Genomic DNA, 16039 nt, shown 5'->3' on the forward strand with positions numbered 1-16039 from the left:
CCAGCACCCCGCCTCACGCCGAGGAGCCGCCCCCATGCGTATAGAAGACCAGCTGCGTGACCTGCGTGCCCGCCAGGAGAAGGCGCGGCGCGGGCGTCAGCCGGAAACGGCGGAGCACCGCGCGGGGACACGCACCGTGCCCGGATACGTGGAGCACTGGGCCGGGGTCGCGCCCGACAGGCCCGCACTGGTCTTCGGCGACGAGGTCATCTCGTACCGCCAACTCGACCTGCTGAGCGACCGGTTGGCGGGGTGGCTGGACGCGCGGGGTGTGCGTGCCGGTGACCGGGTGGGGGTGCAGCTGCCCAACTGTCCGCAATTCGTGATCGCGATGCTCGCCGTGCTGCGGGCCGGTGCGGTGCACGTGCCGGTCAACCCGATGTTCCGCGCGGCGGAGCTGGGCCATGAACTGCGGGACGCCGGGCCCGAGGTCGTCGTCACGCACAGTTCGCTGGCCGGCATGCTCGACGAGGCACGCGAGGGTACGGCCGTGAGGGACGTGCTCGTGGCCGACGACAGCGCGGCCTGGGGCGCGGCCGTGGGACATGCGCCGCTCGGACGGATCGCCGGCGACCTGGACGCGCTCGCCGCCCTCAACTACACCGGCGGCACCACCGGGATGCCCAAGGGCTGTGAGCACACCCAGCGTCACATGGTCTACACGGCCACCGCCATCGACAACGGCCGCGGGCCCCTGCCGCCGGACGAGGGCATCATCTCGCTCTGCTTCCTGCCCGTCTTCTGGATAGCGGGGGAGAACCTCGGCATCCTGGCCCCGCTCGTCTCCGGCGGCACCAGTGTGCTGTTGCCCCGCTGGGATCCGGCCGCCGTTCTGGCGGCGATCGCGCGGCACCGGGTGACCACGATGGCCGGGACGGTGGAGAACTACCTGGAACTCCTCGCCCACCCCGACTTCGGGCGCCACGACCTGCGTTCGCTGACCGATCCGCTCACCGTGTCCTTCATCCGCAAGCTGACCCCGGAACTGCGGGCCCGCTGGCGCGCGGCCGTGGGCCCGGACAGCGTGCTGCGCGAGGCGTCGTACGGCATGACCGAGACCCACACCAGCGACACGAACACGCGCGGCTTCCAGGACGGCGATCACGACCTGTCGGGCGACGCGACGTTCTGCGGGCTGCCCGTCCCCGGCACGGACTTCCTGATCGTCGACTTCGCGACCGGCGAGCCGGTGCCGATCGGGGAGCCGGGGGAGATCACTGTCAGCGGCCCTTCGGTGCTGACCCGCTACTGGCGGGCTCCGGGGGCGACGGCGGCGGCCCTGCGCGACGGCGGCCGGCTGCACACCGGCGACATCGGGCGCTTCGACGAGGACGGCTGCCTTTATTACCTGGGCCGCGACAAGGACATGATCAAGGTCAAGGGCATGAGCGTCTTCCCCGCCGAGGTCGAGACCCTGCTCGCCCGGCACCCCGACGTCCTGGCGGCGGCCGTGGTCGCCGTCGCGGACCCGGAGGCGGGCCAGCGCCCCTACGCGTACGTGCGCACCGCTCCCGGCAGCGCGCTCACGGCGCAGGAACTGCGTGCCTGGGCGGCAGGCACGATGGCGAAGTACAAGGTGCCGGCGATCGAACTCCTCGAAGAACTGCCGCTCACCGCGACAGGCAAGATCAAGAAGACGGAGCTCGCGGAACGGGCGGCGGGGCTTACGCCTGCCGACTGAGCGAGGCCAGATGGTCCCAGGCACCCTGCGCCGTGAACTCGGACTGCCCGCCCCGCAGCAACAGTCCCGCCGACGCGAACGCCGGTGCGTCCGCGTGGGCGGTGACGTAGGGGATCGCGATGCAGCGCATGCCCGCCGCGTGCGCCGCTGTTGCCCCCGGAGCGGCGTCCTCCAGGACCACGCAGTGGGCCGGGTCCGCGCCGAGGAGCGCGGCCGCGGCCAGGAAGACGTCGGGCGCGGGCTTGCCGTGCGCGACCTCGTCCGCCGAGACGACCGTGGTCAGATACGCGTCGAGGCCGGTGCCGGAGAGGATCGCGTCGATGGCGGCACGGGACGAACCGGAGGCCACGGCCATCGGCACACCGGCTCCGTGCAGCCGCTCCACGAGCTTGCGCATCTCGGGGAACACGTGGGTGCCGGCGCGGGCAAGCGCGAGATAGCGCCGGTCGAGCTCGGTGAGAAGCTCGGCCACCGGTACGCCGATGCCGTACCGGTCCTTCCACGTGGCGAGCGTTTCCTGGGTGCCGATGCCGACGTAACTCTCGTTGTCGGCCCAGGTGTACTCGATGCCGTGCTCGGCCAGCAGCTCGCGCGACGCCCCGTAGTAGTTCGGCTCGCTGTCCACGAGAGTGCCGTCGAGATCGAAGATGACGGAGATGCCGCCGAGGTCGCTCATGCCCCAAGCATGCCAAACCCGCACGTCATCGCTGCTGTGGGGCGGAGGCTGCCCGGCCGATCGACTCGACGAGCGGAAGAAGACGGTGCGGGACGCGCTCGCGCAGGGCCATCTCCGTACGGGTACGGACCACGCCCGGCATCTGGATCAGCTGCTGGACGACATCCTCGAGGTGCCCGTTGTCCCGGGCGACGACGCGGGTCAGCAGATCACCGCCACCGGTGATCGAAAAGGCCTCGATGATCTCCGGCACGGCAGCAAGCGCGTCGCCCACTTCGTCCAGATGCCCCTGCGTGACCTCGATGTGCACGAAGGCGAGCACGGGATGCCCGAGCGCGGCAGCCGAAAGAGAGGGCCCGGTCCCGGTAATCACCCCATCCCGCTCCAGCCGGTCAAGCCGAGCCTGCAGAGTCCCACGAGCCACCCCGAGCACCCGCGCATACTCACGAACGCTGGTACGGGGCTGCTCCAGGAGGAGCCGCAGAATACGGGTGTCGAGCTCGTCGACGGCCATGACGCAAGGTCTCCCGGCTAGGTCCGGCTGGGTTGGGGGAATCTCGCGACTGTACCAATGGGGCAGTGGGTTCGCTCCTGTAGACCCTGCTGGTCGCCACTCGGTCCAGACTGCTGTACCGATTTACGGGCGCCGGGCGATCCGGACGACCGCGTACGTGATGCCGAGGATGATGTCGACGACGGCCCACAGAAGGATGACGAGGCCAACGCCGATCGCCGTTCCGGTGTTCTCGGCGGCGTTACAGGTCCGCGTATCGAGGGTGCCGCAATCGTCGGGGGTGCCCGCACCAGAGCGGACGCCGAAGATCACCCAGAGCAGGAACACCACCTGCAGTGCGAGGAATGCCCACATGAACCACCGCGGGCGCTTTCGCGTGGGGGCGGGGACCTGCGGGTGGGGAGCCACCTGTGGATTCTGCGGAGGTGGGGGCGGGGTGGAGGCGTTCCACTGGGGAGTCCCCCAAGCCGCATGCGTCTTTCCGTGGTTACTCATGGCGATGTCGCCTTTTGAGTTGTTTGTTGCGGTACTGCTTAGCGCCGGTATCGCGGGGGTGGTGGTCGTCGAGCCCGATACCGGGCCCGACAGGCCGGTTTGGCGCTCGAACCGGGCGGTCGCCGTCAGGCAGCGCCACCCGTGGTCGAGGGCCGACGAGGTACTTATCTGTCGTTTACTTCATATTCGCCCGAATGGTCGGCATTCGCATGTTTAGGATGAGTGTGAGTGGCTCACGGGCCAGTAGTGGCTGCCCGTTGAACGGCCCGCACCGCCTCGATCAGTGCCGTGACGCCCCGTTCGGTCTTCGTTCGGGGGCAGCCCACGTTCAGGCGCAGGTGGCCGGGGGAGCCGTAGGACGTGCCGGGCATGATGGCTACCTTTTGCGTTTCGATCAGTTCGCGTTGCAGGGCCTCGTCGTGCAGGCCCAGGGAGCGTACGTCGATCCAGGCCAGGTAGCCCGCATCGGGCGGGGTCCAGTTCAGGGTCGGGAACGCTTTCGTCAGGCGGTCGGCGACCAGGTTGAGGTTGCCGCGCACGTAGGTGTTGAGGGCGTCCAGCCAGGGGGCTCCCTCTCGGTATGCCGCGATGTGGCCCACCAGTGACAGCACCGCCGGGGAGGAGAGTCCGTCTGCTTCCTTGAGGTGGTGCAGGTACGCGTCGCGGGTGGCGGGGTCGCCGATGATTCCGTAACTGCCCGTCAGCGCCGGGATGTTGAAGGACTTCGAGGCCGATGTGACGATCGCCCAGCGGGTGCCCTCGGCGCCGTGCAGGGACCAGGGACGGTGCACATTCGGGGCGTGGGCGAGGTCCGAGTGGATTTCGTCGCTGATCACCGCGACACCGTGCCGCGCGCACAGCTCTGCCATGCGGTCCAGCTCGGCCTCCGTCCACACGTGGCCCGTGGGGTTGTGGGGGGAGCAGAGGAGGAGGATCGATGTGGACGGCAGGGCCAGCAGGCGTTCCAGTTCCGGCCAGTCGTCAAGGGCGCAGCCCAGCAACCGTCGTTCGTTCGCCGCGATGGTCTTGGGGAAGGCGTCGTACGTCGGGGTGTGCACGACGACGCCGTCGCCGGGGCGCGACCACAGGTGCAGGAGCCGGGAGATCTGGTAGATCACGGACGGGCCGTAGACGATCGACTCCGGGGTCACCTCGGTGGCGTGCCGCGCGGCGTACCAGTCGACGATCGCGGAGAGGAAGTCGTCCTGGCGCCAGCGGGAGTAGCCGAGCACGCCGTGGTCGAGCCGGCCGCGGAGCGCCGCGAGGACCTCCGGGGCCGTCTCGAAGTCCATGTCCGAGATGGTGAAGGGCAGCAGGTCGGGGACGCCGAAGCGGTCCTCCACGTAGTCCCACTGCGTGCACCAGGTGCCGTGCCGGTCCACGGGAGCGTCGAAGTCGTACGCGGGGGAGGACAGGGGTGCGCTCACGTGTCAGCTCACCTTGACCATCGGTGCGATCGCATCCTTCACCGACTGCACCTGCGGGCCGATGATGACCTGGACGTTGTGCGCGTCGAGCTTGATGACGCCCACCGCGCCGAGCTTCTTCAGACGTGCCTCGTCGACCTGTTCGGCGTCCGCGACCGTCATGCGCAGGCGGGTGATGCAGTTGTCCAGGGTCTGTATGTTCTCGGCGCCCCCGATCGCCGCCAGGATCGCCACCGCGTCGTACTTCCCGGCGACCAGCTCACGCGGAGCCTCATCGGCGCCGCTCGCCTTGCCGGCCTCGGTCTCCTCGGCCTCCTCCTCCGACGGCTCGTCGCGGCCCGGCGTCTTGAGGTCGAAGCGGACGATGGCCCAGCGGAAGAGGAAGTAGTAGGCCGCGAACCACACCGCGGCGATGACGGGGATCAGGTACCACTTCGTGGTCGTGCCCTGCAGGACGCCGAAGACCAGCCAGTCGATGACATTGCCGTCGGTGTTGCCGATGAACACGCCGAGCACGGCGGCGGTCAGGAAGCCGAGGCCGACCAGGACGGCGTGGATGAGGTAGAGCCACGGGGCGATGAACAGGAACAGGAACTCGAGCGGCTCGGTGATGCCGCCGACGACGCACGCGACGACACCCGAGATCAGCAGTGCCTTGATCTCCGGGCGCATCTTCTTGTTCGCGCAGTGGTACATCGCCAGGGCCGCGCCAGGCAGCCCGCCGAGGTAGACCGCCATCTTGCCCTGGGACAGGAAATGGGTGGCGGTCGTGACCGATTCGCCGGGCGCGCCGGAGCAGTTGAGCTGCGCGTAGAAGAGGTTGAGCGCGCCGGAGACATGGTCGCCGCACACCGCGCCCGAGCCGCCGACATCGGTGAAGCGGAACATGGCCACCAGGATGTGGTGCAGGCCGATCGGCCGCAGCAGCACCTCGCCCATGCCGAAGAAGAAGGGGCCGAAGACGCCCGCGTGACCGATCGCGCGCCCCAGATCCGTGATCCAGCCGTTGAACGTCGGCCACACCAGCGGGATCAGCAGACCGAGCAGGCTGAGTACGAGCGTGGAAATGATCGGGACGAACCGCAGACCGCCGAAAAAGGCCAGCGCGTCCGGCATCCGCTGCGAACGAAACCGCTGGTGGAGGATGCTGACAACGATGCCAACAGCTACCGCGCCGAGCAGTCCCGTATCAATGGACTGGATGCCGATCACGTCGGCGATTCCGTAGTGCGCGATGGCCTTCTCGTCCTCGAGGTCCACGCCCTTGGCGGTGAGGTAGAAGTTCACCGCCAGGTTCATCGCGGCATAGCCGACGAAACCGGAGAACGCCGCGACGCCCTTGTCCTCGCGGGCAAGGCCCAGCGGGATGGCGATCGCGAACATCACGGGCAGGAACTTGAAGGCGACGAGACCGGTGCTGGCCATCCACGTGAAGACGAGGTGGAAGCCCTCGCCCTGGAGGAAGGTCAGGTTGTCCGTGACTGCTTCGCTGGAGAGCGAGGAGCCGATGCCCAGCATGATGCCGCAGAACGCGAGCAGGGCTACGGGGAGCATGAACGTCTTGCCGAGGCCCTGGAGGAACTCCCAGAGCGCGGACTTGGTCTTCTGCATGTGTGCGGGTCTTTCGGGCCTGAGCGGAGGCGTGCAATGACCGGCCCACGGACGCGGGGGCGCGCGGGCCAGGACGGTGGCCGGTCACATGCTGTACGCAGGGATCGCCTGCCGACCAGCGTGGAAAGTCCGTCGATCCACGCCGAAGGTCGATCGATCCGCCCGGACGGATGAGATCACAGCCGCTCGTGGACTGTCCATGGGCGAAGGTCCCGGCGCCCCGCCCGGAGGCCGGTGCACCTGCCGCGCCGGCCCTCAGGCGTCCCGCATCCGCAGCACCGAGCCGCCCGCGAGGAGCGCCGCGCCCGCGTACGCGGCAAGCACCCCGATCCCCGCCCACGGCCCGATCGGCAGTTGGTCCAGGTCGACGGTCGACTGGATCGCGAGCCCGGCCGTCGCGGGGGCCGCCCGCCGGGCGTAGTCCTGCCAGTCGGGGTCGGCGAGCAGCCCGGCGAGCAGCGGAAAGGCGTAGAAGAGGCCGAGTACCGTGGTGACGGCCGTCGCCGTGTCGCGCAGCGCGGTGGCCACGCCCAACCCGATCAGGGCGGCCAGCGTGAGGTAGATGACCGTGCCGACGGCCGCGCGCAGAGCCGGCCCCTCCGTGAGATCCGGGATCACGAAGCCGTCGGCGGAAAGCAGCATCCGCCCCGCCAGGAGCGCGCCGATCACCCCCACGGCACTGGCCGCCGCCGTCAGGGCGCACAGGACGAGGGCCTTGGCGGCGAGCAGCCGTACGCGGCCGGGCTCCGTCGCCAGCGTCGTACGGATGGTGCCCGTGCCGTACTCGCCGCTCATCGTGAGCACCGCGAGGACGACGACCGCGCCCTGGCCGAGCCAGACCCCCGTGAGGCTGAGCTTGACGGTGTCCTCGTGGCACTCGGCCGGGACCGGGCAGTCCCCGGCGGTCAGGGACGCGGCGGTGGCCGCGCCCGCGAGGACGGTCAGGGCCACCACGGCGAACAGGAGCCACCACGTGCTGGGCAGCGTACGGAGCTTGGTCCACTCGGCATGCAGCGTGCCGAGCGCACGGCCGTCCCGCGCACGCGCCCCACCGCCGCCCCGCACACCCCGGCCGTCCCGCGCAGACCGTCCGCCCTTCACGCGTCCCTCTTCCGGATGCGCCACACCGCGACGGCGAGCAGCACGACGGCGTACGCGGCCAGCGTCGCGAAGCCGGCCCACGTGCCCTGCGGATAACAGCCGTCCTCCGGGAGGCACAGGCTCGCCACCTGGTCGTAGCGCGGCGTCGTCTCCTGGATCGCGAAACCGGCGACCGGCGTGAGCCGTTGCAGCCACTGCGAGAGGCCGAGCGGCAGCACGCTGACCAGGATCAGGGGCAGGACGATCACCACGACGACGGTGGTGATCGCGGCGGCGGTGCTGCGCAGCAGGGCGCCGAGTGCGAGAGCGAGTACGGCGATCAGGGCGAGCAGGGCCGCGGTGCCGAGCACGGCGCGCAGGGCAGGGCCGTCGGTCAGCGAGATCTCGGGGAACTGCGGCGGCTTGTGCCCGTTCGCCCGCAGCACGGGCATGCTGATCAGGAACGATGCCAGGGACGCCACGAGCCCGGCGGCGAAGGCGACGACGCCGACCACCACCGCCTTGGCGACCAGGACCCTGCCCCGGCGCGGACTGACCGTGAACGTCGTACGGATCATGCCCCGCCGGTACTCGGCGGTGATGAACAGGACACCGAGCGCCGCGATCAGGACGAGGCCGAGCTGGGTGCCGTTCAGGGCGGTCGCGACGAGGTCGGGCTGCATGGGCGTACCGGGCGCGATGTCGCCGGAGCCGGTGATCGCGAACGTACCGCCGGACGGGCCGGAACGGCGCAGCTCGCCCTGGCTGCCCTGGTTCCGCTGGCCCTCCTGGCCCCCCGGGTCGTCCTGGCCGCGCTTGGTCTGACCCACGTCGGTCCGCTGCCAGTCCTCTCCGCTCGCCGCACCCTTGACCGTCACCTCGTCGAAGCGCGCGGTGGAGCGCGAAGGGGTGTCGCTGACCGCCACACTGCCGAACTCGCGCGTCATGGACGCGATGTTGGGCGACGCCACGAAGAGACCGACCGGCACCGCGCCCGCCGGCTTGTCGAGCCCGGCGCTGCCGATCTTCTCCCAGTCGCGGCCGTCGGCCGACGCGTACGCCGTGACCGTGCCGCCCGTCCGGGTCAGCCGCAGCCAGTGCGGTGTGTCCGCGGACGCCGCACCGCCCGCGACATCGTGGGTGAAGTCGTGCTGGAAGCGCACGCCGTGCCCGGGGGTGACCATCAGCGCCGCGTAGTCCGACGCGCTCTTGGTGCTCTCCTTGACGATCACTCCGGCCTTCGCCCACCCGGGCGCCCGATCGGGGCTCACGCCGGTGGGTCCCGTCACCCGTGCCGTGATGCTGCCGTCGGCGGGGAGCGTGCGGTGCACGAAGGTGAAGTCGTCACGGAGGGAGATGCCGCCGGGACCGGTGGGCGCGGACGAACCACCGCCCGCGATCTCGACGCCCGAACTGGACGCGGAGAAAAGGGAGATGAGTACGGTCACCAGGACCGCGGCAAGCAGGGTGAGGCCCCAGCGGCGCACGGTGCGCAGCTTGGTCCACTCGGCGCGCAGAAGCTGCGGGAAGCCGTCGTGGCCGACCGCCACCGTGCCCGGACGGCGGGGCGGCGTCACAGTGGTCGTCATCGTGAGCCCTCCCCGACCGGGTGCTCGGCGGCGAACTCCGCGTCGTTCCTGGTGAGTTCCATGTACGCCTCTTCGAGCGTGGCCCGGTGCGCGGCGACCCCGGAGAAGGCGACGCCCGCCCCGCCGAGCAGTTCCACGACGCGTCCCGCTTCAAGACGGGAGACGGCAAGCGTGTCGCGTCCGGTGGCCGCGACACTCGCCCCGGCGCCCGCGAGGACGGTCATCGCCGTCGCCCGCTCGGTCGTGCGCACCTCGACGCGATCGCCCGACGCGGCGGCAAGGAGCTCTCGTACGCTCGTGTCGGCGATGACGCGCCCGCGCCCGACCACCACCAAATGGTCCGCGGTGTCCTCCAGTTCACTCATCAGGTGACTGGAGACGAGCACGGCGCGGCCCTCGGCCGCCAGTGACTTGAGGAAGCCGCGGATCCACCGGATGCCCTCCGGGTCGAGCCCGTTGACGGGCTCGTCGAAGAGCAGCACCGGCGGATCACCGAGCAGCGCCGCGGCTATGCCCAGTCGCTGCCGCATGCCGAGCGAGTAGCCGCCCGCCCTGCGCCGCGCGGCCTGCCCGAGTCCGACGAGTTCGAGGACTTCGTCCACGCGCCGCACCGGCAGCCGATGCGAGTGCGCCATCCACAGGAGGTGGTCGCGTCCGCGTCGGCTGGGGTGCACGGCGGCGGCGTCGAGCAGCGACCCCACTTCGAGCAGGGGTGTGCGAAGTTCACGGTAGGGGCGCCCGCCGATGAGGGCGGTGCCCTCGTCCGCCGAGTCCAGGCCGAGGACGATGCGCATGGTGGTCGACTTGCCGGCGCCGTTGGGGCCGACGAATCCGGTGACCTGTCCCGGTGCGACGGTGAAGGTGAGACCGTCCACCGCGGTGACCGATCCGAACCGCTTGCGCAGTCCCCGCACTTCGATGGCTGCTTCGGTGCCATCGGTTGTTGCTGTGATGCCATCCATGAGAAGCGAGGCTAGAGACGCCGTGGCCGCGGGTCGTCACGCGGTGGAGCCGTCTTCGTATCCCTCACGTGAGGGACTCCGGCGGGCCCCGGGACGGTGACAATGACCCGCGTGAGGGCGAAATCTTCCAGAGCCAGAGTGGGATTCGGGGCGGGATTCGGGAAGGGGTTCAGGCCGGGCTTCGGGCGCAGTCGCCTCGCGCGCCGCCCGGAGGCCCCGGTCGTCGCCGCGGCGATCCTGGTGGTCGGTGCCGTGAGCGAGGTGCTGCTGCGCGCGGACGGGCAGGTTCCGCTGCCGCTTGCCCTGTCGCTCGCCCTGGGGACGACGTTGCCGGTCGCGGTGCTCGCGGGCGGGAACGTCGCGTCGGCCCCCGTGGCAGACCCGGCCGAGCGTCGGGGCGGCGGGCGATGGGGCGCCGGGTCATGGAACAGCCCGCGTCGGCGCCGTCCGGCGGGGGAGCCCCCGGGCCGAGCGCTCCCCTCCACCCTCCCCTCCACCGCCGTGAGGCTGACCCGAGGCCGCTTCGCCGCCGCGGCCGTCCTCGCCGCTGCGGCGGGAATGCTCTCCCTCGCGCCGTTCCACGTGCTGACGCTCGCCGGTCTGTGCGCACTGCTCGTCTCGCTCCACCAGGCCGGACGCCGGGGCCTGAAGTACCTGGCGGCCCTTCTCCCTCTGCCCTTCATCGCGTACGCGGCCTCCGGTGCGGGGGGCGGGACTGCGGGGGAAGGGACGCTCACCGTCCTCACGGCGGTGAGCGCCGCCGTCGCCGCCGGTATCGGCCTCGCGGGGAGCGCGCGGGACACCGCCCTCGTGAACAGCGCGGCCGAACAGGCCATGGCGGACACCCTCCTCGAGCACGCAGCGCGCGGTGAACGAGCCCGCATAGCAAGGGAGTTGCACGATGTCGTAGCCCATCACATCTCGATGATCGCGGTGCAGGCCGAGACCGCCCGGCTGACCACCCCGGGGCTCCCCGGCGTCGGCGCCGAGCGCTTCCTGGCCATCGGCGACACCGCCCGTACGGCACTCACCGAGATGCGCAGACTGCTCGGCGTGCTGCGTGAGGATGCGGGGGACAGCGCTCCGGACCGCAGGCCCCAGCCGGGTCTGGAACAGCTCGGTGAACTCGTCGACGAGGCGCGCGACGCGTCGGCCGCCGCCGTACGCCTCATCGTCGAGGGTCCGGTGCGCCCGCTGGATCCCGGCCTCGAACTCACCGCGTACCGCATCGTGCAGGAAGCCCTCACCAACACCCGGCGGCACGCGCCGGGCGCCGCCGTGGACGTCGAACTGCGCTACAGCCGCGACACGTTGCGCCTGCGCGTACGCGACAACGGACCGAGTCCGCACCTGCCGACCGGCCTCGGCGAGGGGCACGGGCTCGTCGGCATGCGGGAGCGTGCCGCGATGGTCGGCGGCGAGTTGCGGGCGGGGCCCGCGCGGCGCGGCGGTTTCCTGATCGAGGCGACCTTCCCGGCGCCGGTGAGGGAACATGCCGCATGAGCATCCAGGAACATGCGCATGAGCATCCAGGAGCGTGCCGCATGAGCAGCCCCAGTACCCCGAGCGCCCTCGGCGCCTCTCCGCTGCGTCTCCTCATCGCCGACGACCACGAGGTCGTACGCGCCGGGTACGCCGGACTCCTCGCCACCCAGGCCGACTTCACGGTCGTCGGTACGGCCGCCGACGGCGCCAGGGCGGTCGAACTCTGCCGGGAACTGCTGCCCGACCTGGTCCTGATGGACGTACGCATGCCCGTGATGGACGGCATCGAGGCGACCGGGCGGCTCGCCGGGACCGGCACGCGCGTGCTGATCCTCACCACCTTCGACCTCGACGAGCACGTCTACGACGCGCTGAGCGCGGGCGCAGCCGGGTTCCTGCTCAAGGACGTCACGGCCGAGCGCCTCTTCGACGCGGTGCGCGTGGTGGCCGCGGGCGAGGGGTTGCTCGCCCCCACGGTGACCCGGCGCCTCATCGCGGAGTTCGCCCGCCTCAGGCCGGGCCCGCCCGCGGGGCCCGCGGCCCGCCTGGACGCGCTCACCCCGCGCGAGACCGAGGTGCTGCGGCTGATCGCGGAGGGCCTGTCCAACCCGGAGATCGCCGGGCGCCTGCACGTCAGCGAGGAGACCGTGAAGACCCACGTCAGCCGGGTGCTCGGCAAACTCGGGCTGCGGGACCGCACCCAGGCGGTGGTGGCGGCGTACGAGTCGGGCCTCGTGGTGCCCGGGGCGGGGGCCTGACGGCAGCCCCGCGACCCGGCGGACCACTCGGCGTCAGCCCAGCGGCACGTCGAGGCGCGCCTTGCGGTGGCTGAACGTGGCGATGGAGTGCGGGCCGTGGTAATTGCCGACGCCGCTCTCGCCGACTCCGCCGAACGGCAGCTCGGGGACGCGCAGATGAGCCATCGGCAGGCCGAAACCGAGCCCGCCCGACGAGGTCTCCGCGGCCAGGCGCTGCCGCGTCGTCTCGTTCTCGGTGAAGCCGTAGAGGGCGAGCGGCTTGTCGCGGTCGTTGATGAAGGCGATCGCCTCGTCGAGGCCGTCGACGTTCACGATCGGCAGTACGGGACCGAAGATCTCCTCCTGCATCACGGGCTCGTCGGGCTTCACGTCGGTGAGCACGGTCGGCGCGATGTACACGTCGTCGCGGTCGCTCTGCCCGCCGAACGCCGTCGTCCCGGAGCCGAGGAGCGCGGACACCCGGTCGAAGTGCCGCTCGTTGACGATGCGCCCGTAGGTGTCCGAGGACTTCGGGTCCGCGCCGAACACCCGCTCCACCGCCGTGCGCAGCTCCTTGGCGAGCGCGGGGGCGGTGTCCGGGTCGGTGAGTACGTAGTCGGGGGCGACGCACGTCTGTCCCGCGTTGCGGAACTTGGCCTCGGCAAGGCGGGTGGCGACGGCGGCCACGTCGACGTCCCGGTCCACGAACACCGGTGACTTGCCGCCCAGTTCGAGGGTGACCGGGGTGAGGTGCTCGGCGGCGGCGCGCATCACGATGCGGCCGACGGTGCCGTTGCCGGTGTAGAAGATGTGGCCGTAGCGCTGGGCGAGCAGCGCGGTGGTCTCCGGCACACCGCCCTCGACGACGGCGACCGCGTCCGTGTCCAGGTACTCGGGGATGAGCCGGGCGATCAACTCCGAGGTGGCCGGGGTGACTTCGCTGGGCTTGAGGACGACGGTGTTGCCCGCCGCGAGCGCGCCCACGAGGGGGACGAGAAGGAGCTGGACGGGGTAGTTCCACGGCGCGATGATCAGGACGGTGCCGAGCGGTTCGTACTGCGTACCGGCGGTCGAGCCCTCGGGCAGCCCGGCCAGCGCGCCGGAGGCGAGCGGCTGCGGGCTCAGCCACTCCTCCAGGTGGGCCAGCGTGTGGTCGATCTCCCTTACGGGGAAGTCGACTTCGGCGGTGTACGCCTCGGTGCGCGGCTTGTGCAGATCGGCGTACAGGGCGTCCGCGATGTCCTCGCGGTGCTCCGTGAACAGGGAGCGCAGCTGGGTGAGCTGCTGCTCGCGCCAGGCCAGGGGCCTGGTGCGGCCGGAGGCGAAGGTGGCACGGAGCCCGGCGACGAGTGCTCCGGGGTCGAGTGCTTCGGGGTGGTGCATGAGGGGTCTCCTCGGAATCTGTACGTGGGGGAGGGGAGATGGAGATGGGGAGGGGGTCCGGTCAGCCGGTCGTCGTGGTGACCGGTGAGCCCAGGAGTCCGGTCAGCAGCGCGTCCGTGGCGGGGGCGAACAGGTCACGGCCGTCGGACACGGACTCCAGGCCGATGACCAGGGCGATGCAGATGTCGGCGGCCTCCGCGGGTTCCACGGCGGCCGGGGTTCCCGCTTCGGCGAACAGATCGATGAGTATCCGCCGCAGTGATCCGGTGAAGCCGTGGCAGATGTCGCCGAAGAGACGGGCCTTGTCGTCGAGGAGTTCGGCGGAGTGCGGAGAGTCCCCGGCCAGGCGCAGGACCAGGTCGAGCTTGGCGTCGAGGACGCCCCGGATGCGCTCGGCGCTCGGGGCGTCCCCGGCCGCCGCCTGCCGGGCCCGCGCGAGCGCCTCGGCGTGCAGGCGCTCGGCGAGCTTGCGGAAGGCGTCGTCCTTGTTGCGTACGTACTGGTAGACCGCTGACCGGGACACGCCCATCGTGGAGGCGATGTCGTCCATCGTCGTGCGCCGTACGCCATACCGGGTGAGGGAGTCGTAGGTGGCGTCGAGGACCTCGTCGAGCCGGTCGGCAGCCATGAGGGTCAGGCCAGCTTCTTGAGGAGCTCGTCCGCCAACGGGGCTGCGGACGCGGGGTTCTGACCGGTAATCAGATTACGGTCGACGACGACCTTGGGGGCCCACGGCGTACCTTCCTGGAAGTCGGTGCCCGCCGCGACGAGCCGGTCCTGGAGCAGCCACTTGGCCTTCTCGGCGAAGCCGGCCTGCGTCTCCTCGGCATTGGTGAAGCCGGTCAGCTCGTACCCCGCGAACGCGTTGGTGCCGTCCTCCTTGGTGGCGGCGAGCACCGCGGCAGGGCCGTGGCAGACGATGCCGAGCGGGATGCCGATCTCAAGGGCGGTGGTGAGGAGCCTGCCGGACTCGGCGTTGACGGCGAGGTCCTCCATGGGGCCGTGGCCGCCGGGGTAGAAGACGGCGGCGTAGTCGGCGAGGTCGACCTCCGCCAGCTTGAGCGGTTCGAGGAACTCGCTGCTCTCCGCGAGGGTCGTGGCGATCTTGTCGGCGGCCTCCTGGCCGCCGTTGACCTCGGCCGCCAGGCTCGCCTGGTCGACGGTCGGCACGACGCCGCCCGGCGTCGCGACCACGATCTCGTGTCCGGCGGCCTTGAACGCCTCGTACGGTGCGACGGCCTCCTCGGCCCAGAAGCCGGTGGGGTGCTGCGTGCCGTCGGCCAGCGTCCAGTGGTCGGCGCCGGTCACGACGAACAGAATCTTGGACATGTGTCTCTCCGAGGCTGAGATTTCTGACGTTCTGTGCTCAGAGCGTCAGGTGGTGCTGTCCTCGAAGGTAGGCGGGCGCACCCGACGAAATCCAATAGGCTGACCCATATGGGAGATAGGAATTCCGATGGGTCCGCGGGAATAGCGCAGGAGGCCGCCGGGGGGCCGCTGGACCTGAATCTGCTGCGTACGTTCCTTGCCGTCTACCGCTCGGGCTCCTTCACCGCCGCGGCCCGGCTGCTCGGCCTCTCGCAGCCCACCGTCACCACGCAGATCCGGGCCCTGGAGCGGCAGGTCGGCAGGGAGCTGTTCGGGCGGCTGCCGCGCGGTGTCGCTCCCGCGCCGTTCGCGGACGCGCTCGCCGCCCGTGTCGTCGATCCCCTCGACGCCCTCGCCGCCGTCACCGGGCACGGCGGCCCCTTCGACGGCGCCCCCGCGGAGCCCGTACATCTGGCGGGCCCGGCGGAGATGCTCTGCCACTGCGCGCTGCCCGCGCTCGCGCCGTTGGTCGAGAAGGGGGTCCGGCTGCGCGTGACGACGGGTCTGACGGACCGGCTCCTGGACGAGCTGCGGGCGGGGCGGCACGACCTGGTGATCGCCACGGCCCGCCCCCGCGGGCGCTCGCTGAGCTCCGTGCCCCTCGCGGACGAGGAGTTCGTCCTGGTCGCGGCGCCCTCGTGGGCCGAGCGCATCGGTGGCGCCGCGCGGATCGACGCCGAAGGCCCCGCCGTGCTGCAGGGCGTGCCGCTCGTGACCTACGCCGAGGATCTGCCGATCGCCCGCCGCTACTGGCGCCATGTCTTCGGCAAGCGGCTGGCCTGCGAGGCCGCCGTCACCGTCCCCGACCTGCGCGGCGTGCTGTCGGCCGTCATCGCGGGCGCCGGATTCTCCGTGCTGCCGCGCTACCTCTGCCGTGACGCGCTGGCCGCCGGCGCCCTGACCCTGCTGCACGACCCGCAGGACGCCCCGATCAACACCGGCTTCCTGGTGCAGCGCCCCGGCTCTGCGGACAATCCGCACGTCGCGCTCGTGCGCGACCACCTAGTGCAGTCGGCCCGCGCCTGGTAGCC

At 71.1% G+C, this 16039-nt stretch carries 15 protein-coding genes; 4 read left to right on the forward strand and 11 right to left on the reverse strand.

All coding sequences use genetic code 11. From position 1 onward, the window contains the following. Window positions 1-34: 34 nt before the first annotated feature. Window positions 35-1681 (forward strand): AMP-binding protein, encoded by a 1647-nt coding sequence (locus tag ACWFR3_RS11290; protein WP_453734312.1) that lies wholly within the window; start codon window positions 35-37, stop codon window positions 1679-1681. On the opposite strand, the gene ACWFR3_RS11295 is transcribed toward ACWFR3_RS11290, so the two are convergent. The 8 genes from ACWFR3_RS11295 to ACWFR3_RS11330 all read right to left on the reverse strand — a co-directional run bounded on the left by ACWFR3_RS11295 (window position 1665) and on the right by ACWFR3_RS11330 (window position 10035). Further along, complete coding sequence (locus tag ACWFR3_RS11295) at window positions 1665-2357, reverse strand: HAD family hydrolase (protein WP_453734313.1); 693 nt, start codon at window positions 2355-2357, stop codon at window positions 1665-1667. The genes ACWFR3_RS11290 and ACWFR3_RS11295 overlap by 17 nt on opposite strands. 25 nt (window positions 2358-2382) lie before the next feature. Further along, window positions 2383-2871, reverse strand: coding sequence for an Lrp/AsnC family transcriptional regulator (locus ACWFR3_RS11300; RefSeq protein WP_453734314.1), 489 nt, complete (start codon window positions 2869-2871; stop codon window positions 2383-2385). Window positions 2872-2994: 123 nt separating this feature from the next. Then, window positions 2995-3279 carry a hypothetical protein gene (locus tag ACWFR3_RS11305; protein ID WP_453734315.1) on the reverse strand — a complete coding sequence of 95 codons (285 nt, stop codon included), beginning with the start codon at window positions 3277-3279 and terminating at the stop codon, window positions 2995-2997. Window positions 3280-3599: 320 nt separating this feature from the next. Further along, complete coding sequence (locus ACWFR3_RS11310) at window positions 3600-4793, reverse strand: MalY/PatB family protein (RefSeq protein ID WP_453734316.1); 1194 nt, start codon at window positions 4791-4793, stop codon at window positions 3600-3602. A 3-nt stretch (window positions 4794-4796) separates the two neighbouring features. After that, window positions 4797-6404 carry a maltose/glucose-specific PTS transporter subunit IIBC gene (malX, locus tag ACWFR3_RS11315; protein ID WP_453734317.1) on the reverse strand — a complete coding sequence of 536 codons (1608 nt, stop codon included), beginning with the start codon at window positions 6402-6404 and terminating at the stop codon, window positions 4797-4799. 255 nt (window positions 6405-6659) lie between these two features. After that, window positions 6660-7505: an ABC transporter permease gene (locus ACWFR3_RS11320; RefSeq protein ID WP_453734318.1), complete on the reverse strand. Its 846-nt coding sequence runs from the start codon at window positions 7503-7505 to the stop codon at window positions 6660-6662. Next, window positions 7502-9073, reverse strand: a complete 1572-nt coding sequence (locus ACWFR3_RS11325; RefSeq protein ID WP_453734319.1) for an ABC transporter permease subunit — start codon at window positions 9071-9073, stop codon at window positions 7502-7504. Before ACWFR3_RS11325 ends, ACWFR3_RS11320 begins: the two co-directional genes overlap by 4 nt. Continuing rightward, a complete protein-coding gene (locus ACWFR3_RS11330; protein ID WP_453734320.1) occupies window positions 9070-10035 on the reverse strand; it encodes an ABC transporter ATP-binding protein in 966 nt (321 codons plus the stop codon). Before ACWFR3_RS11330 ends, ACWFR3_RS11325 begins: the two co-directional genes overlap by 4 nt. 111 nt (window positions 10036-10146) lie before the next feature. On the opposite strand from ACWFR3_RS11330, the gene ACWFR3_RS11335 reads away from it, so the two are divergent. Next, entirely contained in the window at window positions 10147-11538 is a 1392-nt protein-coding gene (locus tag ACWFR3_RS11335) for a sensor histidine kinase (protein ID WP_453734321.1), read from the forward strand. Window positions 11539-11579: 41 nt separating this feature from the next. Continuing rightward, window positions 11580-12278 (forward strand): response regulator, encoded by a 699-nt coding sequence (locus tag ACWFR3_RS11340; protein WP_453734322.1) that lies wholly within the window; start codon window positions 11580-11582, stop codon window positions 12276-12278. Between the two features lie 33 nt (window positions 12279-12311). Here ACWFR3_RS11340 and ACWFR3_RS11345 read toward each other — a convergent pair whose 3' ends face one another. From ACWFR3_RS11345 to ACWFR3_RS11355, 3 genes are all read right to left on the reverse strand, one after another. Then, window positions 12312-13640, reverse strand: a complete 1329-nt coding sequence (locus ACWFR3_RS11345; RefSeq protein ID WP_453734323.1) for an aldehyde dehydrogenase family protein — start codon at window positions 13638-13640, stop codon at window positions 12312-12314. A gap of 61 nt (window positions 13641-13701) precedes the next feature. Next, window positions 13702-14268, reverse strand: a complete 567-nt coding sequence (locus ACWFR3_RS11350) for a TetR/AcrR family transcriptional regulator (protein WP_453734324.1) — start codon at window positions 14266-14268, stop codon at window positions 13702-13704. A 5-nt stretch (window positions 14269-14273) separates the two neighbouring features. Then, a complete protein-coding gene (locus tag ACWFR3_RS11355) occupies window positions 14274-14969 on the reverse strand; it encodes a type 1 glutamine amidotransferase domain-containing protein (protein ID WP_453734325.1) in 696 nt (231 codons plus the stop codon). 108 nt (window positions 14970-15077) lie between these two features. Here ACWFR3_RS11355 and ACWFR3_RS11360 point away from each other — a divergent pair, with 108 nt between their 5' ends. Beyond that, the gene (locus tag ACWFR3_RS11360) at window positions 15078-16037 is read left to right on the forward strand and encodes a LysR family transcriptional regulator (protein ID WP_453734326.1); all 960 of its coding nucleotides are present in this window, start codon (window positions 15078-15080) and stop codon (window positions 16035-16037) included. Window positions 16038-16039 lie beyond the last annotated feature (2 nt).

The sequence above is a fragment of the Streptomyces sp. NPDC055189 genome, from assembly GCF_053606765.1.